18 protein-coding genes and 1 pseudogene are annotated in these 25,451 nt (G+C 72.1%); 11 read left to right on the forward strand and 8 right to left on the reverse strand.

The annotated features are described in order from the left end of the window. Positions 1-1,035, reverse strand: a complete 1,035-nt coding sequence (locus ACFWIA_RS22905) for an aldo/keto reductase (RefSeq protein ID WP_387008009.1) — start codon at positions 1,033-1,035, stop codon at positions 1-3. Positions 1,036-1,240: 205 nt separating this feature from the next. Here ACFWIA_RS22905 and ACFWIA_RS22910 point away from each other — a divergent pair, with 205 nt between their 5' ends. After that, positions 1,241-1,663, forward strand: a complete 423-nt coding sequence (locus ACFWIA_RS22910; protein ID WP_387007949.1) for a hypothetical protein — start codon at positions 1,241-1,243, stop codon at positions 1,661-1,663. Positions 1,664-1,723: 60 nt separating this feature from the next. Here the strand turns inward: ACFWIA_RS22910 and bla are convergent, their stop codons facing one another. Both bla and ACFWIA_RS22920 read right to left on the reverse strand, forming a co-directional pair. Continuing rightward, positions 1,724-2,692: a class A beta-lactamase gene (bla, locus tag ACFWIA_RS22915; RefSeq protein ID WP_387007951.1), complete on the reverse strand. Its 969-nt coding sequence runs from the start codon at positions 2,690-2,692 to the stop codon at positions 1,724-1,726. Between the two features lie 139 nt (positions 2,693-2,831). Continuing rightward, on the reverse strand, positions 2,832-3,824 hold the full coding sequence (locus ACFWIA_RS22920; protein ID WP_387007952.1) for a DUF5937 family protein: 993 nt from the start codon (positions 3,822-3,824) through the stop codon (positions 2,832-2,834). Positions 3,825-3,904: 80 nt separating this feature from the next. On the opposite strand from ACFWIA_RS22920, the gene ACFWIA_RS22925 reads away from it, so the two are divergent. The 8 genes and pseudogenes from ACFWIA_RS22925 (at position 3,905) to ACFWIA_RS22960 (ending at position 12,254) form a co-directional block, all read left to right on the forward strand. After that, on the forward strand, positions 3,905-5,230 hold the full coding sequence (locus ACFWIA_RS22925; RefSeq protein ID WP_387007953.1) for an MFS transporter: 1,326 nt from the start codon (positions 3,905-3,907) through the stop codon (positions 5,228-5,230). Between the two features lie 101 nt (positions 5,231-5,331). Beyond that, a complete protein-coding gene (locus ACFWIA_RS22930; RefSeq protein ID WP_387007955.1) occupies positions 5,332-5,838 on the forward strand; it encodes a MarR family winged helix-turn-helix transcriptional regulator in 507 nt (168 codons plus the stop codon). Positions 5,839-5,914: 76 nt separating this feature from the next. After that, on the forward strand, positions 5,915-6,241 hold the full coding sequence (locus ACFWIA_RS22935; RefSeq protein ID WP_387007957.1) for a DUF3817 domain-containing protein: 327 nt from the start codon (positions 5,915-5,917) through the stop codon (positions 6,239-6,241). Between the two features lie 94 nt (positions 6,242-6,335). Continuing rightward, positions 6,336-8,036 (forward strand): methylmalonyl-CoA mutase, encoded by a 1,701-nt coding sequence (locus tag ACFWIA_RS22940; protein ID WP_387007959.1) that lies wholly within the window; start codon positions 6,336-6,338, stop codon positions 8,034-8,036. 90 nt (positions 8,037-8,126) lie between these two features. Then, positions 8,127-9,107, forward strand: coding sequence for a tetratricopeptide repeat protein (locus ACFWIA_RS22945; protein ID WP_387007961.1), 981 nt, complete (start codon positions 8,127-8,129; stop codon positions 9,105-9,107). Positions 9,108-9,820: 713 nt separating this feature from the next. Next, complete coding sequence (locus tag ACFWIA_RS22950) at positions 9,821-10,438, forward strand: DUF6230 family protein (protein ID WP_387007963.1); 618 nt, start codon at positions 9,821-9,823, stop codon at positions 10,436-10,438. Between the two features lie 171 nt (positions 10,439-10,609). Beyond that, positions 10,610-11,032, forward strand: a pseudogene (locus tag ACFWIA_RS22955) (DUF6114 domain-containing protein); the annotation flags it as partial. Between the two features lie 106 nt (positions 11,033-11,138). After that, positions 11,139-12,254 carry a hypothetical protein gene (locus tag ACFWIA_RS22960; protein WP_387007965.1) on the forward strand — a complete coding sequence of 372 codons (1,116 nt, stop codon included), beginning with the start codon at positions 11,139-11,141 and terminating at the stop codon, positions 12,252-12,254. 76 nt (positions 12,255-12,330) lie between these two features. Here ACFWIA_RS22960 and pyk read toward each other — a convergent pair whose 3' ends face one another. The 3 genes from pyk to pta form a co-directional block, all read right to left on the reverse strand. Beyond that, positions 12,331-13,761 carry a pyruvate kinase gene (gene pyk / locus ACFWIA_RS22965; RefSeq protein WP_387007967.1) on the reverse strand — a complete coding sequence of 477 codons (1,431 nt, stop codon included), beginning with the start codon at positions 13,759-13,761 and terminating at the stop codon, positions 12,331-12,333. Positions 13,762-13,911: 150 nt separating this feature from the next. Next, positions 13,912-15,171 carry an acetate kinase gene (locus tag ACFWIA_RS22970; protein ID WP_387007969.1) on the reverse strand — a complete coding sequence of 420 codons (1,260 nt, stop codon included), beginning with the start codon at positions 15,169-15,171 and terminating at the stop codon, positions 13,912-13,914. Then, the gene (gene pta / locus ACFWIA_RS22975; protein ID WP_387007970.1) at positions 15,168-17,297 is read right to left on the reverse strand and encodes a phosphate acetyltransferase; all 2,130 of its coding nucleotides are present in this window, start codon (positions 17,295-17,297) and stop codon (positions 15,168-15,170) included. The genes ACFWIA_RS22970 and pta overlap by 4 nt, the downstream gene beginning before the upstream one ends. A gap of 322 nt (positions 17,298-17,619) precedes the next feature. On the opposite strand from pta, the gene ACFWIA_RS22980 reads away from it, so the two are divergent. After that, complete coding sequence (locus ACFWIA_RS22980) at positions 17,620-18,645, forward strand: 6-phosphofructokinase (RefSeq protein ID WP_385492317.1); 1,026 nt, start codon at positions 17,620-17,622, stop codon at positions 18,643-18,645. Positions 18,646-18,996: 351 nt separating this feature from the next. Here ACFWIA_RS22980 and ACFWIA_RS22985 read toward each other — a convergent pair whose 3' ends face one another. Next, entirely contained in the window at positions 18,997-20,520 is a 1,524-nt protein-coding gene (locus tag ACFWIA_RS22985; protein ID WP_387007972.1) for an MFS transporter, read from the reverse strand. Between the two features lie 95 nt (positions 20,521-20,615). On the opposite strand from ACFWIA_RS22985, the gene ACFWIA_RS22990 reads away from it, so the two are divergent. Continuing rightward, positions 20,616-23,399: a BTAD domain-containing putative transcriptional regulator gene (locus tag ACFWIA_RS22990; protein WP_387007974.1), complete on the forward strand. Its 2,784-nt coding sequence runs from the start codon at positions 20,616-20,618 to the stop codon at positions 23,397-23,399. A gap of 498 nt (positions 23,400-23,897) precedes the next feature. Here ACFWIA_RS22990 and ACFWIA_RS22995 read toward each other — a convergent pair whose 3' ends face one another. Further along, on the reverse strand, positions 23,898-25,271 hold the full coding sequence (locus tag ACFWIA_RS22995) for a cation:dicarboxylate symporter family transporter (protein WP_387007976.1): 1,374 nt from the start codon (positions 25,269-25,271) through the stop codon (positions 23,898-23,900). Between the last annotated feature and the right edge of the window lie 180 nt (positions 25,272-25,451).

Below are 25,451 nucleotides of genomic sequence, written 5' to 3' on the forward strand. Positions count from 1 at the left end.
TCAGGAGGCCCGGCGGGCGGGGCGAGAGCGTTCCCGAGGGCGGGCGAGCACGTCGTAGGGGTGCGGCAGCGGACGCTCGCTCGCCGCCGTCAGGCGCGCCTCCTGCGCCGGAGTCAGTTCCCAGCCGCTCGCCCCGAGATTGTCCGTCAGCTGCTCCAGGGTGCGTGCCCCCACGATCGGTGCCGTGACCCCGGGGCGTTGCAGCAGCCAGCGCAGCGCCACCTGGGCCGGGGTGCGCTCCGTCTCGTCGGCGACGGCGAGCACCGCGTCCACGACCCGCCACGTCTCCTCGGTGTCCCGGTCCCGCCAGCTCTCCCGGCCCTGCTGCTCCTGGACGGCAGCCTCGCGCGAGCCCGCGGGCGCCGCGGTCATGCCGCGCCGGTACTTGCCCGAGAGCCAGCCGCCCTGGAGGGGGCTCCAGGGGATGACTCCGACGCCCTCCGCCTCGCTCTGCGGCAGCAACTCCCACTCCAGCTCCCGCGCCAGCAGGTTGTAGAGCGGCTGGAGGCAGACGAACGGCTCCCAGCGGTGGAACCGTGCCACGTCGAGCGCCTTCTGCAACTGCGACGGCGTCACACTGCTCGCGCCCAGATAGCGCACCTTGCCGTCCCGTACGAGGGTGTCCAGCGTCGAGAGGGTCTCCTCGATCGGCGTCTCCACGTCCCACATGTGCGTCTGGTAGAGGTCGATGTAGTCCGTGCCGAGGCGACGCAGGCTGCCCTCGACCGCGGTCAGGAGGTGTTTGCGGCTCAGGCCCGCGTCGTTTCCGCCGCCCTCGCCCATCGACCCGAACACCTTGGTGGCGATGACGAGCTCGTCGCGGTTGCCGCGGGCCTTGAGCCAACGGCCCAGGACCTCCTCGGAGGCGCCCTGCCCGTAGATGTCGGCCGTGTCGATGAAGGTGCCGCCCACCTCGGTGAACGCGTCCAGCATGCGGTGCGACGACCCCTCGTCCGCGCTGCTGCCGAACGTCATGGTGCCCAGGCACAGTTCGCTGACGCGCAGCCCCGTCCCACCCAGGAACCGCTGCTCCAACTGCTGTCGCTGCTCCACGGATTCCGCCCCGCTCCCTCGCCGGCTGATGAGGGCCACTCAAGACTCCAAGTCGGAGCGGGGCAAGGCAATTTCACGGGGCAGGGTGGCGTCCCCGCGGGAGTGCACCCCCGTTCGGCGGGAGGTGGGTTCGGGGTCCGTGGTACACCGGAGGGATCGACCACGAGACGAGACAGGGGGTTCACCGATGGGTGTGCCGACGACCGGGAGTCCGTTACCGAGCGACACGAAGGTGCTGACCATCGGGTTGCACCCGAGCGCGATCGACTACAGCCAGCTGCCCGACGGGTTCGACGAGGCACAGCTCACCGCCCGGATCGCCGTCGGGCAAGCGGCGCTGCGGGAGGCCGGGTTCGACGTCGTGAGCTGTCTGATCGGCACGTCGGCGGACGACGCCGAGGCGAGCGTGCGCAAGGCACTCGGTGAGCACGCCGTCGGCCTGGCGATGATCGGTGCCGGCGTGCGGGCGCTCCCCGAGCACACCCTGTTGTTCGAGCGGCTGGTGAACGTCCTCACCGAGGTGGCGCCCGGCATCCGGCTGTGCTTCAACACCGCGCCGGAGAACACCGTCGACGCGTTGGACCGCTGGGTCGCCCGGCCACGGACGTGACGGACGCCGTCCGCGGTGCGGCCCCGCAGGAGCGCACCGCGGACGGTCGTCCCGGGCTCGTCAGCCCAGGGTCTTCGCCAACAGTTCGGCCGTCGACGCGATCAGCGGGTCCACGGCCGGGGCCGCCTCGGTGAAGCGGGTGCTCAGCACCACGAGCAGCACCGGCGTGCCGTCCGGGGTCCAGGCCACGCCCGCGTCGTTGTTGGTGCCGTACCTCCCGCCGCCCGTCTTGTCGGCCAGCGTCCAGTCGGCGGGCAGCCCCTTGCGGAAGCGGGTCCCGCTGGTGGTGTTCCGCAGCATCCAGTCGGTCAGGCGCGCGCGGTCCGGACCGGCCAGCGCGTTGCCGAGGACCAGCCGGGCGTAGGTCGCCCCGATGGCCGCCGGGGTGGTGGTGTCGGTGACCCGGTCGGGTTCCGCCGAGTTCAGTTCGGGCTCCCACCGGTCCAGCCGGGTCACCCGGTCGCCGAGCGAACGACAGAACCGGGTGATCGCGGTCGGGCCGCCCAACTCGCGCAGCAGCAGATTGGCCGCGAAGTTGTCGCTGTACCGGATGGTCGCGTCGCACAGTTCGGCGACGGTGATGCCGTGGTCGATGTGGACCTGGTCGTCGGTGACCGGCGAGTGCGGGATCTTCCCGACCTCTTCGGCCGTGTAGAAGAGCCGTTTGCCCAGGACCTCGCCGTCGTGGTCCAAGTCGCGCAGGACAGCGGCCGCGGCGAGGGTCTTGAAGACCGAGCAGATCGGGAACAGGGTGCCGGCCCGGTGGCGGACGGTCCGTCCGGTCGCCATGTTGCGGGCGAAGACCCCGAGCTCGGCGTCGTGCTGCCGTTCCAGTGCGCGCAGTTCCCGTCCGATCCCGGACGCGCGCCCCCGCGACGCCGCCCGGGCGGTTCCCGGGGCGCCGACCACGCTCAGCGCGGCCAGTGCGGCGCCCGCACCGAGCACCGCCCGACGTCGGGTGCCCGGCTCCGTCGAGCCGCTGCGTATGTCCTGGTGTCCCCGTACTTCCTGGTGTCCCCGTGCTGTCATGTGCCTCCCCTTCGGTGTGCCGCCGAGGTGTCTTCCGGCGGAACGTCCCACCCCATCACAGGTGGGCCGCCACCACGGGGTGGCTCGGGTGGCGTGTTGCCCGCGCCCGGGTGCCCCCGTGTCCCCGCCCGCCCCCGGGTCACTCGCCGCCGGACAGCAGGGCCATGCCCAACGGGGTCCGCTCGTACAGCACCCGGTGGCCGTACCGGCGGGCGGTGAGCAGGCCGGCGTCCCGCAGCGCGATCAGATGGGCGGACACCGAGGACGGGGCGAGGCCCAGCCGCTGGGCCAGTGCGGTGGTGCTCGCCGACTCGTCCAGCGCGGCCAGCACCGCGGCCCGGTTCGCCCCCAGCAGCCGGGCCAGCGCCGCGCGCCCCCGCTCCGGGGCCGCCGGGTCGCGACTCCACAGTCCGCCGATGCCCCGCACCGGGTAGACCAGGGTCGGTTGCCAGGGCGGGTCGTGGCCGCCGATCACGTCCGGCCAGGAGAACACGCTCGGCATCAGCACCAACCCCCGGCCGTCCAGGTGCCGTTCGTGTTCGCCGTGGAAGGCCACGGTGAGGGTGGTGTCCGCCCACACCATGCGTCGGTCCAACTCGCCGAGCAGCGCGCCCAGTCCGATGTCCGCGAGTCGCCGGGAGTGGTAGGTGACATCCGCTTCGAGCAGGGCGCGCAGTCGGGGCCAGTCCGGTTCCACCAGGACCTGCCAGGCCCGTTCCAGCAGGTCCGCCACGTCCCGTACCGCGCGGGCGGGGTCGGCAAGGAGTTGCCGGCCGAGGGCGGTGTCCGCCGCGCCCGGGGTGTGGCCCAGCGCCGTCACCATCTCCGCGCGGGCGGCCTCCGGGTCGGCGGCGCGCACGGCGGCGATCTCCTCGGCGAACGAGGCCGCCGGGCCGATCGGCGGCGGGCCCAACCAGTCGGGGCTGTGCCCGCGGTGCGGCATCAGCAGCCAGATCGGCGCGAGGTCGAGCGGCTGGCCCGTCGCCTCGATCCGCCGCAGCCAGCGCGGATGGTAGCCGTGCCGGTCCGGGCGCCGCAGGGTGCGGACCGCCTCCTGCGTCTCCCAGAGCGGGGAGATGGCGAACCGGGACGCCAACAGGTCGTCCGGGGTGAAGTGCAGACGCATCGGCACGGGGCCTCCCGGACGGCGACGGATTCGGCTGGGGGCGAATCAGTATGCCCGGCCCCCAGGGGGGCCGAGGGTGGCTTCCCATGACGGAGAAACCGCAGGGACATGAGGGAGGGGCCGCGGGGACGGTGGGACCCCTCGCCGCCGGGACCGTGCCCGACGGTGACGGAGCCCGTGACGGCTACCGGGACGTCTTCCGGGTGGTGGAGTTCCGCTGGATCTTCACCGCGCACCTGTTCTCGCTGCTCGGCGTCGTCGTCAGCGAGATCGCGCTGACCGTGCTCGTGTACCGGCTGACCGGCTCGCCGTTCCTCAGCGCGCTGGCCTTCGCGCTCGGCATGCTGCCGTACCTCGTCGGCGGCACCCTGCTGGCCGGGATCGCCGACCGGTACCCGGCGCGGCGGGTGCTCATCGTCTGCGACCTGGTGTGCGCGGCGTGCGCGGCGTTGATGGCGCTGCCGCTGACCCCGGTCGCCGGGCTGCTGGCGCTGCGCTGCGCCATCGCGCTGGTCGCGCCGGTCTTCAACGGCACCCGGATGGCGACCCTCGCCGACGTCCTCGGCCCGGGCGACCGCTTCGTGCTCGGGCGTTCGCTGCTGCGGATCGTCTCGCAGAGCGCGGTCCTGGTCGGCTTCGGTCTGGGCGGGCTGCTGCTGACCGTGGTGTCCCCACGGGGCGCCCTGGTGATCACCCTGGGGACGTTCCTGTGGTCGGCGGTGCTGCTGCGGTGCGGCACCCGACGGCGGCCGGCCCGCCAGGCCCCGGACGGGGGGTCGCTGGCCCGGTACTCGCTCAGCGGGGTCCGTGCGGTCCTCGCCCACCGCAGGCTGCGCGCCCTGCTGCTGTTCCTGTGGGTGCCGCCGATGTTCGTGGTCGTCCCGGAGGCGCTGGCCGCCGCGTACGCGGACCAGATCGGGGCGGGGACCGCCGTGGTGGGACTGCTGATGTGCGCGATGCCGGTGGGCACGGTCCTCGCGGAGCTCCTGGTGGGCGCCGCGCTCCGGCCGCGCACCCGGGAGCGGATCGCCCTCCCGCTCGGCGCCCTGCTGTTGCTGCCGCTGACCGGGTACGTCCTGGTCCCCGAGCCGGGCTGGGCGGTGCTCCTGCTGTTCCTGGGCGGGGCGGGCTTCGCCTACACCCTGGGCGCCGACCGGTGGTTCGTGGACGCGGTGCCGGAAGGGCTGCGGGGCCGGGCGATGACGGTGCACACGGCCGGACTGATGACCGTCCAGGGCGTGGGCATGGTGCTCGCGGGCGCCGCCGCCGAGGTGTTCGCGGTCAGTACGGTGGTCACGGGGGCGGGGGCGCTCGGCACGGTGGTGTGCGTGCTGCTGGCGGTCGAGGTCCGGCGCACCGCGGCCGGTGGACCGCTGTCGGCGCCCGGGTCCGGGGGACCGTCCGCACCGTGATCCGGGGCGGGCGCGGGGCCGGATTCCGGTGGAACCGGGGGCTCCGGACCGAAGGGCGAGACGGGGCTGACCGGCATATGACCGGCCGGTAGGGTCGCATCGTGCCGAAGCCACTGAGTCTCGCCTTCGATCCGATCGCCCGCGCCGATGAGCTCTGGAAGCAGCGCTGGGGCAGCGTCCCCTCGATGGCCGCGATCACCTCGATCATGCGCGCGCACCAGATCCTGCTGGGCGAGGTCGACGCGGTCGTCAAGCCCTACGGGCTGACCTTCGCCCGCTACGAGGCGCTGGTGCTGCTCACCTTCTCCAAGGCGGGCGAGCTGCCGATGTCGAAGATCGGCGAGCGGCTGATGGTCCACCCGACCTCGGTCACCAACACGGTCGACCGGCTGGTGCGCTCCGGGCTGGTGGAGAAGCGGCCCAACCCGAACGACGGCCGGGGCACCCTCGCCTCCATCACCGACAAGGGCCGCGAGGTGGTGGAGGCGGCCACCCGGGACCTGATGGCGATGGACTTCGGGCTCGGCGCCTACGACGCGGAGGAGTGCGGGGAGATCTTCGCGATGCTGCGCCCGCTGCGCGCCGCCGCCCGGGACTTCGAGGGGTAGCGGGGGACGAGCGGGGGAGCGCCGCGAGGGGTGACCCGCTCGAAGATCGGACATCTGCGGTCGTTACGCTCGGGCCATGAAGCAAACCGTGCTGACGCGCTACCGGGTGATGGCGTACATCACCGCCATCTGGCTGCTGGTGTTCACCGTGGCGATCATCCTGAAGTACGGCTTCGAGACCGGCGACACCATGATCATCTCGCAGATCCACGGTCTGCTGTTCATCGTCTACGTGGTCTTCGCCTTCGACCTCGGCTCCAAGGCGAAGTGGCCGTTCGGCAAGTTGCTGTGGGTGCTCCTCGTCGGCTGCATCCCGTTCGCCTCGTTCTTCGTCGAGCCGAAGATCAGCCGTGAGACCCGTGCCCTGATCACGGACCGTGCGCCGGAGCCCGTCAAGGCGTGACGTCCGGGGCCGCGCGCCCCCTCCGCCGGAGCCCGTGGCGGACTCCGGCGGTTTCCCATCGACATTTACTAGGACGTCCTAGTAAATTCGAAGCATGGACGCTGACGCGATCGAGGAGGGCCGCCGACGCTGGCAGGCCCGGTACGACGCCGCCCACAAGCGCGACGCCGACTTCACCACGCTCTCCGGCGATCCGGTCGAGCCCGTCTACGGCCCCCGGCCCGGCGACACCTACGAGGGCTTCGAGCGGATCGGCTGGCCCGGGGAGTACCCCTTCACCCGCGGCCTGCACCCGACCGGCTACCGGGGCCGCACCTGGACCATCCGCCAGTTCGCCGGCTTCGGCAACGCCGAGCAGACCAACGAGCGGTACCAGATGATCCTCGCGGCGGGCGGCGGCGGCCTCTCCGTCGCCTTCGACATGCCCACCCTGATGGGACGCGACTCCGACGACGGACGCTCGCTCGGCGAGGTCGGCCACTGCGGGGTCGCCATCGACTCCGCCGCCGACATGGAGGTCCTGTTCCGGGACATCCCGCTCGGCGACGTCACCACCTCGATGACCATCAGCGGGCCGGCCGTCCCCGCCTTCTGCATGTACCTGGTGGCCGCCGAACGCCAGGGCGTCGACCCCGCCGTCCTCAACGGCACCCTCCAGACCGACATCTTCAAGGAGTACATCGCCCAGAAGGAGTGGCTCTTCCCGCCCGAGCCGCACCTGCGGCTGATCGGCGACCTGATGGAGCACTGCGCGCGGCACATCCCCGCGTACAAGCCGCTCTCGGTCTCCGGCTACCACATCCGCGAGGCCGGGTCGACGGCCGCGCAGGAGCTGGCGTACACCCTCGCCGACGGCTTCGGATACGTGGAACTGGGCCTGTCGCGCGGACTCGACGTCGACACCTTCGCCCCCGGCCTCTCCTTCTTCTTCGACGCGCACCTCGACTTCTTCGAGGAGATCGCCAAGTTCCGGGCCGCCCGTCGGATCTGGGCCCGCTGGATGCGCGACGTGTACGGGGCCCGCACCGCCAAGGCGCAGTGGCTGCGGTTCCACACCCAGACGGCGGGCGTGTCGCTCACCGCCCAGCAGCCCTACAACAACGTCGTCCGCACCGCCGTGGAGGCCCTCGCCGCGGTGCTCGGCGGCACCAACTCGCTGCACACCAACGCCCTCGACGAGACCCTGGCGCTCCCCTCCGAGCAGGCCGCCGAGATCGCGCTGCGCACCCAGCAGGTGCTGATGGAGGAGATCGGCGTCGCCAACGTCGCCGACCCGCTCGGCGGCTCCTGGTACGTCGAGCAGCTCACCGACCGGATCGAGGCGGACGCCGAGCGGATCTTCGAACAGATCGAGGAGCGCGGCCGGCGGGCCCACCCCGACGGTCAGCACCCCGTCGGGCCGATCACCTCCGGCATCCTGCGCGGCATCGAGGACGGCTGGTTCACCGGCGAGATCGCCGAGTCGGCGTTCCGCTACCAGCAGTCCCTGGAGAAGGGCGACAAGCGCGTGGTCGGCGTCAACGTCCACCACGGCTCCGTCACCGGCGACCTGGAGATCCTTCGGGTCAGCCACGAGGTGGAACGCGAGCAGGTGCGGGCCCTCGCCGACCGCAAGGCCGGGCGCGACGGCGTACGGGTGCGCACCGCGCTGGACGCGATGGTCGCCGCGGGCCGGCGCGGCGACAACATGATCGAGCCCATGTTGGAGGCGGTGCGCGCCGAGGCGACCCTGGGAGAGATCTGCGACGTGCTGCGCGTCGAGTGGGGCGTCTACACCGAGCCGCCCGGCTTCTGACCCCGTGGCCGCGGGGGTCGACGGGCCCCTGCGTCACACCGTGGTGACACCGCTTTTCGCTGAGCCGCGCCCAGGGGGGAGGATGTACCCATGCAGCCACGGAACATGTCCATGAGCGGGGTCGTCGACCTCGGAGCGGTGAAGGCCGCCCAGGAGGCCAAGGCGAAGGCGGAGCAGGCCCGGGCCGAAGCGGCCCGGCAGGGCGGCGGCGGGGCCGTCGGCCCGTCCGCCCTCGTGATCGACGTCGACGAGGCCGGCTTCGAGAGCGAGGTGCTCCAGCGCTCCGCCGAGGTGCCCGTCGTCATCGACTTCTGGGCCGAGTGGTGCGAGCCGTGCAAGCAGCTCGGTCCGCTCCTCGAACGGCTGGCCGTCGAGTACAACGGCCGCTTCCTCCTCGCCAAGATCGACGTCGACGCCAACCAGATGTTGATGCAGCAGTTCGGTATCCAGGGCATCCCGGCGGTCTTCGCCGTGGTCGCCGGGCAGGCGCTGCCGCTCTTCCAGGGCGCGGCCCCCGAGGCCCAGATCCGCCAGACGCTCGACCAGCTGGTGCAGGTCGCCGAAGAGCGCTTCGGGCTGACCGGGCTCACCATCGACGCTGACGCGGACGCCGGGGGCCCGGAGTCCGCCGCGCAGCCCCAGGTCCCGGCCGGACCGTACGACGCGGTCCTCGAAGCCGCCGCGCGCGCCCTCGACTCGGGCGATCTCGGCGGTGCGGTGCAGGCGTACCGGAACGTGCTGTCCGAGGACCCCGGGCACCCGGAGGCGAAGCTCGGCCTCGCCCAGGCGGAGCTGCTCCAGCGGGTGCAGGGCGTCGACCCGCAGGCCGTCCGGCGGGACGCCGCGGACCGTCCCGCCGATCCGGCCGCGCAGATCGCCGCCGCCGACCTCGACCTGGTCGGCGGTCATGTGGAGGACGCGTTCGGGCGGCTGGTCGACGCGGTGCGCCGCACGGCGGGCGAGGACCGCGAGGCGCTGCGGCTGCGGCTGCTGGAGCTGTTCGAGGTGGTCGGTGCCGACGATCCGCGGGTGGCCGCCGCCCGCAGGACGCTGGCCCGGGCGCTGTTCTAGTCACCCTTCCCGGCCCCCCTTCCCGGCCCCCGTCTCGGCTCCGCCTCCCTGTCTCCGCCCCGTTCTCCCGACTCCGTCCCGTTCGCCCCCGTCCGTGTTTCGGCGGGGGCGAACGGGGTTTTCGAAAACAAGTTCGCAAACTCGTGATCTTCACAGAATCTTGACAACAGCGACCCACGGTCACTGCACATGCGTCCCGGTCGGCCTTCTGCCCCGTTTCGTCCTTGACGGAAGTGACGTGTGGGGCTCTTGTGGCCACTTTGTGTAGTGGTGTCGTGTCGTACGGTCGCGAATCGATAGCCCTTCGATTACCAGTCGGTAACGAAGCCCTTGTGCGTACGGCCCGGATACACCACCATCGGCGACGCTCGGTCCATTCCCTCAGCGCCCGGCGGCCAGCCCGGGACCGGGACCCTGGGTTCCCCCGAGCGGTCGGTGACCCGTGGCCTTCCCGCGTCAACAGGGGCCCAGGGGGTACCGGCCCGGGACAGGGGGGTCTTCGCCGACCGGCGGAGCCTGTCCGGTTGTCGCGCGTGACCTGTCGGGCGCGACCTGTGGTCGTCGCCCGGGGGTGATCGCCCGCGCTTCGGGCGCGTACCGAGGGCGGGTGCTCTCCTCACCGGCGACGTGACACGTCTCCCAACCCTGCCCGACCGAGCCGCCGCGAGGGGCCGGTCGACGCCGGAGATGGATGTCCGAGGAGGAGGAAAGTCATGGAGTCCGTGGCTCGTGGCGGTACCAGATGGAAGCGGTTCGCCGTGGTCATGGTGCCGAGCGTCGCGGCGTCCGCCGCGATAGGCGTCGCCCTCTCGCAGGGGGCGCTGGCGGCGTCGTTCAGCGTGTCGGGGCAGCAGTTCAAGATGACCGCCAATCGGCTCGACGGCACCGGGTACGTCCAGTACAACGCGGTGGACAGCGGTGAGTCGGGGAACCACGCGGTGTCCGTGATCGGGCTGGAGGACGCGGTCATCACGGATCTGTGCCAGTCCGTGGTGGTCCCCATCGGCGTGTTCGGCGACGTGTCGCTGAAGCTCTCCGCGGGTCGGCCCGGTGATCCGGAGGTCGTGGCCAACAAGCTCTACATCGACACGGACGAGCTCCAGGCCAACGCCACCTTCCGGGAGATCGACATGGGCGTCTCGGTCGACGACACCACCAAGGGGCCCGGCCCGTCGCGGGGCGACCGGTACGAGCCCGGCTCCTTCGCCCAGCAGGCCGATTCGGTCGTCTTCACCGATCTGCGGCAGCGCGCCCGGGCGACCAGTGCGGGCACCTTCAAACTGTCCGGCATGGCGATGAAGGTGCAGAGGGGCAAGCACGAGTGCTTCTGACGTTCCCGAGCGACCACCGCCCGGTGCCCGCCCGGCGCCGGGCGCCGTGACCGGGCGGCCCCGGGGCCGCCGCCGGACCCCGACCCGGGCCGGCCCCCGGGCGTCCGGCCGCCGCGCGCCCGAGCACCCCTGCACCGAGAACCGCCCGCGCTACCCGAGGAGCTGTACGACATGAGTGCCGAAGCGCACGAAGGGCTGGGCGACCGGGCCCACGGCTGGCGGCGGTCGTTCAGGCACTGGCGCGGTCAATGCCCCTTCTGGGCCGGCGTGTTGACCCTGCTGGGCGGCCTGCCGATCATGTACTTCCCGTACGCCAACCTCACGCTCGGCACCGTCACCATCCGGATGGCCACCACCGCGGGCGCCGGCTCGCTGATCATCGGCGTCCTCCTGATGGTGCTGGGCCTGACCATGTGGTTCCAGAAGCACTCACGGATCTTCGCGGGCGTGGCGGCGATCCTGCTGGCCCTGGTCTCGCTGGTCGTCTCCAACTTCGGCGGCTTCGTGGCGGGGTACGCACTCGCCCTGGTCGGCGGAGCGATGGCGATCGCCTGGGCCCCGGGCGAACCCGTCGCGGACCCGGACCCGGGGCCGGACGGGCACCGCCGTGCCGGCTGAGGGGGCGCCCTGCCCGCCGGACGCCGACCCGCCCCGCACCCCGCGGCCGGGACCCCGTCACGCGGCCCCCAGGAAACCGCTGTTGACCCGGTGGCAGGTGCCCGCCGGGAAGGCGATCGCGATCGCCGCGATGCCGACCGCCGTCCTCATGGGCCTGGGGATGACCCCGACGCTCGCCCAGGCCCGACCCGCCGTCCCCGACAACCCCTTCCAGGACGGCCCCTGCGTCGCCGCTCCGGAGGGCCCGACCGGGGACGGCGGGGCGGTGGAGGGCGCCGCGGCCCCGGCCACCGGGCGACCGGACGGGGCGCGGCGCACTGCGGACCGCCCCGCGGCCTCCGACGACCGCGACGACGACCGCGCCGACCGTTCCGGTGACCGGGTCGAGCGGTTCCCCGTACCGGCCCGCTCCCGACCGCCGTTGGAGCCCCTGCACCCCTCGGGTCCGCTGACCGTCCTGGACTCGCTGGGCGTGGGCGACCCGGTCCGGAACCTGCTCGCCCCGTCTGGACGGCAACCGCCCGCGCCCGCCCCGACGGCATCGGCCTCCGGGTCGGCGCCGGGTGACGGCGTCGGGCGGTCCCCCGGCCCCCGCGCGATCGCGACCGCACGCGAAGGGACCGTACGGACCCCGCGCCGGGACCCCACCGGCACCGCGCCCCCGCAGCCGTCCGCGCCGGACGCGCAGTCGTCCGCGCCGGACGCCGAGGGCAAGGTGCCGTTCCCCTGCGCCGTCGAGAAGCGGTCCGACGGCACGCCCGAGCGGCCCGCCGCCCCGATCCCGGGGCGGCCCTGGCTCCTGGAAGCCAGCTCCCTCTTCCTGCGCGGGCTCACCTACCACGGCGTGGTGAATCTGACGATGCCGGACGGACGCACCAAACAGGCCCTCAAGTTCACCGCGGACGACGGCGTCGACATCGGCGACCTGCACCAGAGCGTGACCGACGCCGACGGTCGGACGTACCACCTGCGGGCGGCCCGGGGCTCCGTGTCCACCCTGCGCGGGGGACGCGTGACGATGTACACCGAGCGCCTCGAAGGCCGACTGTTCGGGACGATCCCGATCGTCTTCGACCCGGAGCACCCGCCGCCGCTGGACCTGCCCGCCGCGTACTTCACCCGGGTCCGGATGGTGCAGGCCGGTCAGTTCGGCGGCGACCTGACCGTCCCGGGCCTGCGCCAGTCCGTCAGCGACTGACGTCCACAACGCCTTCAGGGGCGCCCCGGGAAGGGGCGCCCCTGAAGGCGTTCGACCTGCGGCGGAACTAGCGGAACTAGTCGCGCTCGCCGTTGCCCAGGTGGTGGACCCGGACCATGTTGGTGGTGCCGGGCACCCCGGGGGGCGAGCCGGCGGTGATGACGACGGTGTCGCCCTCCTGGAAGCGCTTCAGCTGCACGATCTCGGCGTCCACCAGGCCGACCATCTCGTCGGTGGTGTTGACGTGCGGCACCACGTTGGCGTCGACGCCCCAGCTGAGCGCCAGCTGGTTGCGGGTCGACTCGTCGGTGGTGAAGGCGACGATCGGCTGCGCGGCGCGGTAGCGGGAGAGCCGGCGGGCGGTGTCACCGGACTGCGTGAAGGCGATCAGGCCCTTGGCGCCGAGGAAATCGGCGATCTCGCAGGCGGCGCGGGCCACCGAACCGCCCTGGGTACGGGGCTTCTTGCCCGGCACCAGCGGCTGGAGGCCCTTGGAGAGCAGCTCCTCCTCGGCCGCGACGACGATCTTCGACATCGTCTTCACGGTCTCGATCGGATAGGCGCCGACCGAGGACTCGGCGGACAGCATCACCGCGTCGGCACCGTCCAGGATCGCGTTGGCGACGTCGGACGCCTCGGCGCGGGTGGGACGGGAGTTGGTGATCATCGACTCCATCATCTGGGTCGCCACGACCACCGGTTTGGCGTTGCGGCGGCACAGCTCGATGAGCCGCTTCTGCACCATCGGGACCTTCTCCAGCGGGTACTCGACGGCCAGGTCGCCGCGGGCGACCATCACCCCGTCGAACGCCGCCACCACGGCCTCCATGTTGGCCACCGCCTGCGGCTTCTCCACCTTGGCGATGACGGGGACGCGACGCCCCTCCTCGTCCATGACCTTGTGCACGTCGTCGACGTCGGCGGCGTCCCGCACGAAGGACAGGGCGACCAGGTCGCAGCCCATCCGCAGGGCGAAGCGCAGGTCGTCGATGTCCTTCTCGGACAGCGCCGGGACGTTCACGGCCGCGCCGGGCAGGTTGATGCCCTTGTGGTCGGAGATGACACCGCCCTCGATGACGATCGTCCGCACCTCGGGGCCCTCGATCCCGGTCACCCGGAGTTCGACGTTGCCGTCGTTGATGAGGATCGGGTCGCCGATGCGGCAGTCCCCGGGCAGTCCCTTGTACGTGGTGCCGCAGATGGACTTGTCGCCGGGCACGTCCTCGGTGGTGATGGTGAACTCGTCGCCGCGCACCAGCTCGACCGGACCCTCGGCGAAGGTCTCCAGCCGGATCTTCGGTCCCTGGAGGTCCGCGAGGACACCGATGGCCTGACCGGTCTCCCGAGCGGCATCGCGGACGCGCTCGTACCGGGCCCGGTGCTCCTCGTGGGAGCCGTGGCTCATGTTGAAGCGGGCCACGTTCATCCCGGCCTCGATCAGCGACTTCAGCTGCTCGAACGAGTCGACGGCGGGGCCCAGGGTACAGACGATCTTGGAACGGCGCATGAGGCTCATCCTATCGGTTTGTTTCAATGCGGAATATTCCGCCTGGTGGAAGCTACAAATGGGCGGGTGCCTGCTCAGGCGTGTTGATACGTGTCCACTCCGCGAGGGTCGGGGTGGACGCGAGCCGGAGCGTACGTCCCGGCCGCGCACTCAGCCCCGCACCAGTGCGTACGCCTGCGTGGCGATCTCCAGTTCCTCGTCCGTCGGGACCACCGCCACCGCCACCCGGGCGCGTGCCGGCGAGATCAGCCGCGGCTCCCCGCTGCGCACGGCGTTCAGCTCGGCGTCCACGACCAGGCCCAGCTCCTCCAGACCGGCCACCGCCGCCTCCCGCACCGGCGCCGCGTTCTCCCCGACCCCGGCCGTGAACACCACCGCGTCCACCCGGCCCAGCACCGCGTAGTAGGCACCGATGTACTTCTTCAGCCGGTGCACGTAGACGTCGAACGCCAGCCGGGCCGCCTCGTCGCCCTCGTCGATCCGCCGCCTGATCTCCCGCATGTCGTTGTCGCCGCACAGCCCCACCAGCCCGCTGCGCTTGTTCAGCAGCGCGTCCACCTCGTCGATGTCCATGCCCGCGACCCGCTTCAGGTGGAACACCACCGCCGGGTCCACGTCACCCGACCGGGTACCCATCACCAGACCCTCCAAGGGGGTCAGCCCCATGGACGTCTCCACGCACACCCCGCCGCGCACCGCCGAGGCCGAAGCGCCGTTGCCCAGGTGCAGCACGATCACATTGACCTCGGACGGGTCCTTGCCGAGCAGTGCGGCCGTGCGGCGCGACACGTACGCGTGCGAGGTGCCGTGGAAGCCGTAGCGCCGGATGCGGTGGGCGTCGGCGGTCGCCGCGTCGATCGCGTAGCGGGCCGCCGCCTCCGGCATCGTCGTGTGGAACGCCGTGTCGAAGACCGCCACCTGCGGCAGGTCCGGACGCAGCTCCCGAGCGGTCCGGATGCCGGTCAGGTTCGCCGGGTTGTGCAACGGCGCCACCGGGATCAGCCGCTCGATCTCCGCGATGACCGCATCGTCGATCACGGTCGGCTCGGTGAAGTGCTTGCCGCCGTGCACCACCCGGTGTCCGATCGCCGCCAGCTGCGGCGAGTCGAGCCCCAGCCCGTCGGCCGCCAACTCCTCGGCCACCGCCTTCAGCGCCGCCGTGTGGTCCGCCATCGGCTCCGTACGCTCCCGGGGCTCCGCCGCACCGCCCGCCAGCGGCGAGTGGACCAGCCGGGAGCCCCGCTCCCCGATCCGCTCCACCAGCCCGGAGGCCAGCCGCGAGCTGTCCCGCATGTCCAGGAGCTGGTACTTCAACGAGGAGGAGCCGGAGTTGAGGACGAGGACGCGGTGCGGGGTGAGGGGTGCGATCACGGGAGGGGAACCTTCTGCTGCGGGGGAGGGGGAGGTCATGCGGAGACGGCGGTGGGGTCGGCGGCGGGAGCGGGGTCGGCGGTCGGCCGGACGGCGGTCGCACCCTGCGCCTGGATCGCCGTGATGGCCACCGTGTTGACGATGTCCTGCACCAGGGCCCCGCGCGAGAGGTCGTTCACCGGCTTGCGCAGCCCCTGGAGCACCGGCCCGACCGCGATCGCGCCCGCCGAGCGCTGCACGGCCTTGTACGTGTTGTTGCCGGTGTTGAGGTCCGGGAAGATCAGCACGCTCGCCTGCCCCGCCACCGGGGACTGGGGCAGCTTGGTCGCCGCCACGGACGGCTCCACCGCCGCGTCGTACTGGATCGGGCCCTCGATCCGCAGGTCGGAGCGCTGCGCCCGGACCAGCTCGGTCGCCTCGCGGACCTTGTCGACATCGGCGCCGGTGCCGGAGGTGCCCGTCGAGTACGAGAGCATCGCGATCCGCGGGTCCACCCCGAACTGCTCCGCCGTCGCCGCCGACTGGATCGCGATGTCCGCGAGCTGCTCCGCGTTCGGGTCCGGATTGACCGCGCAGTCCCCGTACACGAGGACCTTGTCGGCCAGGCACATGAAGAACACCGACGACACGATCTTGGCGCCCGGGCTGGTCTTGATGATCTCGAACGCGGGTCGGATCGTCGCCGCCGTCGAGTGCACCGAACCGGACACCATGCCGTCCGCCAGACCCTCCTGGACCATCAGCGTGCCGAAGTAGTTCACGTCCGCGACCACGTCGTACGCCAGTTCCACGCTCACCCCGCGGTGCGCCCGCAACTCGGCGTAGCGCGCGGCGAACCGGTCCCGCAGCTCCGAGGTCTGCGGGTCCACGAGATCCGCGTCACCGAGGTCCACGCCCAGGTCGGCGGCCTTCTTGCGGATCGCCTCCACATCGCCCAGCAGGGTCAGGTCGCACACCCCGCGGCGCAACAGCACGTCCGCCGCCCGCAGCACCCGTTCCTCGGTGCCCTCCGGCAGCACGACCCGGCGCCGGTCGGACCGTGCCTGCTCCAACAGCTTGTGCTCGAACATCATCGGCGTGACCCGGGTGCTGCTCGGCGCCGAGACCCGGGTCATCAGCTCCGCGGTGTCGACGTACCGCTCGAACAGGCCGAGCGCGGTCTCCGCCTTCCTCGGCGTGGCCGCGTTCAGCTTGCCCTCCAGCCCGAACAGCTCCGCCGCCGTGGGGAAGCTGTTGCCGGGCACCGAGATCACCGGGGTTCCCGGGGCCAGCCGGGCCGCCAGGGTGAGGATCTGCTCCGGCGGGCGCTCGCCGAGGGTGAGCAGCACGCCCGCGATCGGCGGCGCCCCGGAGCTGTGCGCGGCGAGCGCACCGATGACCAGGTCCGCGCGGTCCCCGGGCGTGACGACCAGGCACCCCGGGGTCAGGGCGGGCAGGAAGTTCGGCAGCATCGCACCGCCGATGACGAAGTCGAGGGCGTCCCGGGCGAGACCGGAGTCATCGCCGAGCAGAACCGTTCCGCCGAGTGCGGCGGTGACCTGGGCGACGGTCGGCGCCGCCAGCGCGGGTTCGTCCGGCAGCACCCAGCAGGGCACGGGCAGCCGGGCCGCCAAGCGCTCGTGCACGGCCTCGCGGTCCTTCGGGTCGACCCGGTTCACCACCAGCGCGAGCACGTCGCAGCCCAGTGCCTCGTACGCGCGGTAGGCGTTGCGGGCCTCGGCGCGCACCGACTCGGCGTTCTGGCCCCGGCCGCCGACCACCGGCAGCACCGACGCCCCGAACTCGTTCGCGAGCCGTGCGTTGAGCGCCAGTTCGTCGGGCAGCTGGGTCGCGGCGAAGTCGGTGCCCAGCACCAGGACGACCTCGTACTCCTCGGCCACCTGGTGGAACCGCGCCACCATCCGGGACACCAGTTCGTCGGTGCCCTGCTCGGCCTGGATCGTGGACGCCTCGTGGTAGTCCATCCCGTACGCGGTCGACGGGTCCTGGCTGAGCCGGTACCGGGCCCTCAACAGGTCGTACAACCGGTCCGGTCCGTCGTGCACGAGGGGGCGGAACACGCCCACCCGGTCGACCTGGCGGGTCAGTAGCTCCATCACCCCCAGCTCGACGACCTGGCGGCCGTCGCCCCGGTCGATCCCGGTCACGTACACGCTGCGCGTCACGCGTGCCCTCCGTTTCGTCGCCGCGCCAGCTTTCGCGTGCGTCCGATTCGTGATCGTTCGGGCGCGGTCCGTGTGTGGTTCGTAGTCCCCTCTTGACAATACCTGTGCGTGTCGTTAAGGCGCCCGCCGGAGTCCGGGGCCCGGGAAGCGGGTGGCCCGAGCCGTGACCGCTGGGACGCGAGAGGTTCTGGTGGTCCCCGATATCACGTCTTCGGTCTGGACCAATGTGGTGGGAGTACCGGCGGGAGGGGTGCCCGGTGTGCCACCGTGGAAGAATCAGGCGGGCTCAACAGGACCAGCAGCGAGCAGGAGACAGAGCACGATGCGCATCGGAGTACTCACGGCGGGCGGCGACTGCCCCGGCCTGAACGCAGTGATCCGTTCGGTCGTGCACCGGGCCGTCACCCACCACGGTGACGAGGTGATCGGCTTCGAGGACGGTTACGCCGGCCTGCTCGACGGCCGCTACCGTCCCCTCGACCTGAACGCCGTCAGCGGCATCCTCGCCCGCGGCGGCACCATCCTCGGCTCCTCGCGGCTGGAGCGGGACCGCTTCCGCGCCGCCTGCGAGAACATCCGGGCGCTCGCCACCGAGATCGGCTTCGACGTCCTCATCCCGATCGGCGGCGAGGGCACGCTGACCGCCGCCCGGATGCTCGCGGACGCGGGTCTGCCGGTGGTCGGCGTCCCCAAGACGATCGACAACGACATCTCGTCCACCGACCGCACCTTCGGCTTCGACACGGCCGTCGGCGTCGCCAGCGAGGCGATGGACCGTCTGAAGACCACCGCGGAGTCGCACCAGCGGGTGATGGTCGTCGAGGTCATGGGACGCCACGCCGGCTGGATCGCCCTGGAGTCCGGCATGGCCGCCGGCGCGCACGGCATCTGCCTGCCGGAACGCCCCTTCGACCCGGCCGACTTGGTCGCGCTGGTCGAGGAGCGGTTCGCCCGGGGCAAGAAGTTCGCCGTCATCTGCGTCGCCGAGGGCGCGCACCCCGCCGAGGGCACGATGAACTACCAGAAGGGCGAGATCGACCAGTTCGGGCACGAGCGGTTCCAGGGCATCGGCACGGCGCTCGCCTTCGAGCTCCAGGAGCGCCTGGGCAAGGAGGCCAAGCCGGTCATCCTCGGGCACGTCCAGCGGGGCGGTACGCCGACCGCGTACGACCGGGTGCTCGCCACGCGGTTCGGTTGGCACGCGGTGGAGGCGGCGCACCGGGGTGACTTCGGCAGGATGACCGCGTTGCGCGGTACGGACGTCGTCATGGTTCCCCTGGCCGACGCGGTCACCGAACTCAAGACGGTCCCGAAGGACCGCATGGACGAGGCGGAGTCCGTCTTCTAGCGGTACGCGGTCCCGCGCGGGTGCGCGGTGGTTGCCCGCGCCCCTGGGTGGTGCACCTTGCCGTGCTGCGTGGCTGCGGGTGCGCTGTGGTCGTCCGCGCCGTTCCCCGCGCCCCTTTCAGGGGCGTCCTGGCGGGCGGGGGCCTTCCGGCAGGTGTGCCCCGATAGGGGCGCGGGGAACTGCGCAAATCCGAAGCGCACCCGAGCTGGACAACGCACGCACAGCGGAACGCACCCGCACGGGACAGCGCACCGAAGGGGCGCGGGGAACTGCGCGGGCAAGCACAGCGCACCCGCAGCCGAGTGAGTACCGTGAGGCGGAGCACCCCGAGAGGCGGGGGGCGAACCGCCGTCAGGGGGCGTCCTCCTCGCCGATGACCCCGATGTGCCGCAAGGCCACCGCGGCCAACAGCGCCAACACCACCGTGCCCCCCGCGGCAACCAGCATCGCGACGTTCAAGCCGGACGTGGCCGCCTCCTTCGCCTGGTCGAGCCACCCCGCGGGCATCCGCCCCGCGCCCGCGGACGCCCCGGCGAGGCTGTCGCCCACCTCTTCGGCCACCGCGGCCGGCGTACCCGCCGGGATTCCGTCGTCGACGCGACCCCGGTAGACCGCAGTGGCCAGGCTGCCGAGGATCGCCACGCCCAACGCGAGGCCCAGTTCCTGCACGGTCTCCGACATCGCCGAGGCCGAACCCGCCTTCTCCGGCGGCGCGGCGCCGACCACCAGGTCCGTGCCCAGGGCCGCGATCGCCCCGAGCCCGAGGTAGACCAGACCGAAACCGATCACGATCAGGGCGATGCCTCCGGTGGCGTTCACCTGGGTGAGGAGCACGTACCCGAGCGTGGACAGCGCCAGGGTGACGGACACCACGATCCCCGGCGGCACCCGCCGGGCGACCAACGGCGCTCCGATCGCCGCCACGAACATCATCAGCGCGGGCGGCCCCATCCACAGGCCCGCTTCGACGGGAGGCAGTTCCTCCACCAGTTGGAGTTGCTGAGTGATCAGCAGCATCGAGCCCCCGACACCGATCAGCCCGACGAGCAACACGCTGAGTGCGGCGCTGAACGTGCGGTCCGCGAACAGTCGCACGTCCAGCAACGGGCTCGCCAACTGGCCCTGGCGCCGGACGAACAGCGTCGCGAACGCCAGGCCGATCACCAGCGCGACGACCGCGGGGGCGCCGAATCCGTCCTTGGCGAACCGCTTCACCGCGTAGATCACCGGCAGGATCGCGAGCAGCGACAGTGCGACGCTGAGCAGGTCGAACCGGCCGCTGTGCGGCGCACGGTACTCGGGGATCAACATCGGCGCGGCCACGAGCAGGACGACCGCCACGGGGACCGCGAGGAGGAACGCCGAACCCCACCAGAAGTGGGCGAGCATCGTGCCGCCGACCACCGGCCCGAGCGCCATGCCGAGCGCGAAGCAGGTCGCCCAGACACCGATCGCCACCGAGCGTTGGCGCGGGTCGGCGAACATGTTGCTGATGAGGGCCAGGGTGGACGGCATCAGCGTGGCACCGGCGATCCCCAGTGCCGCGCGCGCGGCGATGAGCACTTCGGTGCTGCCGGAGTAGGCGGCCACCACCGAGACCACCCCGAAGGCCGCGGCGCCGATCATCAGCAGTTTCCGGCGGCCGATCCGGTCGCCCAGCGTGCCCATGGTGATCAGGAAGCCGGCGATCAGGAACCCGTAGGCGTCCATGATCCACAGTGTTTCGGTACTGCTGGGGCGCAGGTCTTCGGCCAGCGAGGGGAGGGCGAGGTACAGCACGGTGACGTCGAGTCCGAGCAGCACGGTGGGCAGGGCGAGGACGGCCAGCCCGCCCCACTCCCGGGGACCGGCCCGGTGCACGGTCGATGTGCTCATTGCACTCCTAGGTCGTTCGAGTTCGAGAAGGTGCGAGGCACTCTGCCGACCGGCGCGCACGGTTTTCTGATGGTCCCCGGCGATACACTGCGACCATGCGCTACGGGGTGCTCGGCCCGCTGGCCGTCTGGGACGCCGAGGGGCTGCCGGTCAGGGTCCCCGAAGCGAAGGTGCGGGCCCTGCTGGCGAACCTGCTGGTCCACGGGGGCGCACCCGTACCGGCGGACCGTCTCATCGAGGACCTCTGGGCGGGCTACCCGCCGGGCGGTTCGGTCAACTCGCTGCACACCAAGGTCTCGCAACTGCGCCGGGTGCTCGGCCGGGACCAGGTGGTCCGCGAACCCGCCGGCTACCGGCTGCTGCTCACGGACGACGTGGTCGACGCGCAGCGGTTCCAGGAACTGGCGGAACGCGCCCACGCCCACGGGGAACCGGCGGTGCGGGGCGACCTGTTCGCCGACGCGCTGGCCCTGTGGCGGGGCCCTGCCTACGCCGACGTCGCGGAGTCCCTGTTCGCCCGCAGTGAGATCGCCCGACTGGAGGCGCTGCGCCTGACCGTCCTGGAGGACCAGGCCGAAGTGCGACTGACCCTCGGTGAACACACCGCTCTGGCAGCGGAGTTGGGTGAGCTGGTGGCCCGGCATCCGCTACGCGAACGACTGCGCACGGCCCATATGCGCGCGCTCTACCGTTCGGGACAACAGGGCGACGCCTTGCTGAGCTTCCACGAACTGCGGCGCCAACTGAGTGCAGAACTAGGCGTGTTGCCCGGCCCCGCGGTCACTGCGCTGCACGAGGCGATCCTGCGCCAGGAACCGCACCTCGCACTGCCGACCGTCGAATCCCCGTCGTGCCGCACCAATCTGCCCACCCCGCTGACCTCGTTGATCGGTCGACAGGAGGCGGTCGACCGGGTGCGCGCCCGGCTCGGGTCCCACCCGACCACCCGGCTGGTCACGCTCACCGGTCTCGGCGGAGTGGGGAAGACCCGACTGGCGATCGCCGCGGCCCGCGACCTGACCGACCGGTTCCCCGACGGGGTGTGGTTGGTGGAACTGGCCGGTCTGGGGGCCGCGTCGACCCCCGACGACATCGCCGAACGGGTCATCACGACGCTCGGGCTGTGCGACACCGCGGCCTCGGAGCCCAACCTGAACGACCTGGTGGGTTGGCTCTGCCGGGCGGTGGCCGGAAAACGGCTGCTCGTCCTGCTGGACAACTGCGAGCACCTGGTGGAGGCGGTCGCCGCGCTCGCCGGCGCCGTGCTGTCGACGGTCCCCGGGGGGCATCTGCTGCTCACCAGCCAGGAAGCCCTCGACATCCCCGGCGAGGTGGTGCACCCGGTGCCGCCGCTGGCGTTGCCGGAGCACGCAGGTGCGGGAGCGGTCGCCCGGTCCAGCGCCGTCGAACTGTTCGTGGAGCGCGCGGCGGCAGCGGCCCCCGGCTTCGTCCTGGACGCGGACAACGCCGCGGCGGTGTCCGCGATCTGCCGTCGGCTGGACGGCATTCCGCTCGCGCTGGAACTCGTGGCCTCCCGGTTGCGGACACTGAGCCCGGACGAACTCGCCGCCTCCCTGGACGGCCGGTTGGCGCCGCCCGAGGTCCGGGCGCGCGGGCTGCCCGCCCGCCAGCAGACGCTACGGGCCATGCTCGACTGGAGCTGGCACCTGCTGACCGCGGACGAGCGCACCGTACTGCGGCGGCTGGCCGTGCACGCCGACGGTTGGACCCTGCCGACCGCCGAGGCCGTGTGCGCCGACCGGGACCTGCCCGCCGACCGGGTCTTCGACCTGCTGTCCCGGCTGGTGGACCGTTCGCTGGTGGTCCGTGAGGCGGGCCGGTTCCGACTGCTCGAATCGGTGGCCGCGTACTGCGCCGAACGGCTCGCCGAGGCGGGGGAGACGGCGGCCGTCCGCGCGCGGTTCGTGCGGTGCTACGCCGAGTTGGCCGAACGGCAGGACGAGCGGCTGCGCGGCCCGGAGCAGCGGCGGGTCCTGGAGTTCCTGGACGCGGAGACGATCAACCTGCGTCGTGCCCTCGACCTCGCGACGGCCGAGGGCGCCACCGGGCACGCGTTGCGGCTGGTGAACGCGATGACGTGGTACTGGTTCCTGCGCGGGCGGCTCACCGAGGCCCGCAGGTCGCTCCAGGCGGCGTTGGCCATCAGTGGCGAGAGCGCGGGGGCCGCACGTCTGACGGCACGGGCCTGGCTGACCGGAATGGAACTGCGCGCGTCCTCGACCGACGCGAGCTCGGTGCCGGCCGGTGCGGACCCGACGGCCGGCCTCGACGATCCGGTGCTGCGGGCCCGGTTGCAGTGGTTCGTCGGCACCGGTCTGAGCGGGCACGGCCGCCGGGACGAGGGGCTGCGGCTGGTGGAGGCGAGCTTGGTCGGTGCGCGGGCGGCCCGTGACCGGTGGGGGGAGGCCGCGGCCCTGGTCGAGCTCGCCGGCCGCGCTCCGGCCCGCGGCGGTTCGCACGCGGAGCTGGGTGCGGCGCTGTTCCACGAGGTCGGGGACCGGTGGGGGCAGCTGCGGGCCACCCGGTCGCTGGCGCTCGTCGCCGAATCCGACGGCGATCGTGCGCGGACGGAGCGGCTGCACCGCGAAGGCCTGCGGGTGGCTGAGGAACTCGGGCTGTGGACCGAGGTCGTCGAGGCGCTGACCTGGCTCGGTCGGACCGCGCTGGCGGGTGGGCACGCCCGGCGGGCCACGGAGCTGTACGGGCGTGCGTTGTCCGTTTCGACGGAGCGGGCGTACGGCCGGGGCGAGGTCCGTGCGGAGATCGGGCTGGGGCTTGCGGCGCGGCTCCGGGGTGATCCCGCGGCGGCTCGGCACCACATGGTCCGTGCGGTGGCCAAGGGGTGGGTTCCCCCGTAGTCCGTTCAGCCCGGGTGCGCAGTGGTCGCCCGCGCCGTTCCCCGCGCCCCCTCGGGTGCGTCCGGCTCGGCGTGCGCTGTCCAGCTTGGGTGCGCTGAAGGTTCGCGCAGTTCCCCGCGCCCCTTGGGTACGTCCCGCTCCACGTGCGTGGTGCCTGTGCGGTGCGCTGTGGTCGTCCGCGCCGTTCCCCGCGCCCCTTTCAGGGGCGTCCTGGCGGGCGGGGGCCTTCCGGCAGGTGTGCCCCGATAGGGGCGCGGGGAACTGCGCAAATCCGAAGCGCACCCGAGCTGGACAACGCACGCGCAGCGGAACGCACCCGATCAGGGGCGCGGGGAACCGCACCCGCACCGGACAGCGCACGCCGAGGAAAGCGCACCGAAGGGGCGCGGGGAACGGCGCGAGCAACCACCACGCACCCGAGCAACGGGAAGGACCCCGGACCCGCGCCCCACGAGGAGAGGGAGCACACGCCCGGGGCCCGAGGGACCCGGAGAACCGCTACGCGGACACCTTCGCGTCCCGCGGAACCGGCACCGCACCCTCACCCGACGGCCCCCCGTCACCCTCATCGAGCAGCGTCCGCTCGTCGAACGGCAACTCACCCGCGAGGACCTTCGTGACCCGCTCCCGGTCGACCTCCTTGGTCCACACCCCGATCAGCAGCGTCGCCACCGCATTGCCCGCGAAGTTGGTCAGGGCGCGCGCCTCGCTCATGAACCGGTCGATGCCGATGATGAGCCCGACCCCGTCGACCAGCGCGGGCTTGTGCGACTGGAGCCCGCTCGCGAGCACCGCGATGCCGGAGCCGGACACGCCCGCCGCGCCCTTCGAGGCGATCATCATGAACAGCAGCAGCCCGATCTGCTGCCCGATGCCCATCGGCTCGCCCATCGCGTCGGCGATGAACAGCGAGGCCATCGTCAGGTAGATCATCGTGCCGTCGAGGTTGAACGAGTACCCGGTGGGCACGGTGATGCCCACCACGGGCCGGCTCACGCCGAGGTGCTCCATCTTGGCGATGAGCCGCGGCAGCGCCGACTCGGACGAGGACGTCGACAGGATCAGCAGGAACTCGCGACCCAGGTAGCGGAAGAGCTGGAAGATGTTGACGCCGGCGACCATCCGGGTCAGCAGACCCAGCACGATCACCACGAACAGCGCACAGGTCACGTAGAAGCCGAGCATGATCGTGGCGAGCGCCTTGAGCGCGTCGACACCGGTCTCCCCGATCACCGCGGCGATCGCGCCGAACGCGCCCACCGGGGCCGCCCACATGATCATCGCGAGCACCCGGAAGACCAGCCGCTGGATGTGCTCGATGCCGCGCAGCACCGGCTCACCGGTGCGGCCCATGGCCTGGAGGGCGAAACCGACGAGCAGGGCGACCAGCAGCGTCTGGAGCACCTGGCCCTCGGTGAAGGCGGAGACCAGGGTGGCCGGGATGATCCCGAGCAGGAAGTCCACCGGGCCCTCGCTGGCGCCCTTGGCGGCGGTGTGGCCGACCTCCTTCGCGGAGTCGGTGAGGTCCATCCCGGTGCCCGGGTCCAGCATGTTGCCGACGAGCAGGCCGATCGCCAGCGCGGCGACGGACATGACCATGAAGTAGGCGAGCGCGAGACCGCCCACCTTGCCGATCTTCGCGGCCTTGCGGACCGAACCCACACCCAGCACGATCGTGCAGAAGATGATCGGCGAGATCATCATCTTGATCAGTGCGACGAAGCCGGTGCCGAGCGGCTTCAGCTCCTTGGCGAAGTCCGGGACGGCGAAGCCCACGGCGATGCCGAGGACCACGGCCACGATCACGAAGACGTACAGGTAGTGGGTGCGGTCCCGTTTGGCGGGCGGAGCGGTGGCAGGGGTTTCGGACACGGGGTGCCTCCTCGACAGCAGCGGCTTCGTCGACGGGCGCGGGACTCTGCGGTGCCCCGCGCGGGGGCCGCGACGCACGTGGGGGATACGTCGCGGGATGACGCGCAGTGCGTGCGGCTTACGTTCTGGGCGGCTGAATCCCGGTGAATATCTCCCAGCCTGTGAGGGGGGTCACGCTTG

Origin of the sequence: Streptomyces sp. NPDC127068 (genome assembly GCF_042724695.1) — a bacterium.
GTDB lineage: Bacteria > Actinomycetota > Actinomycetes > Streptomycetales > Streptomycetaceae > Streptomyces.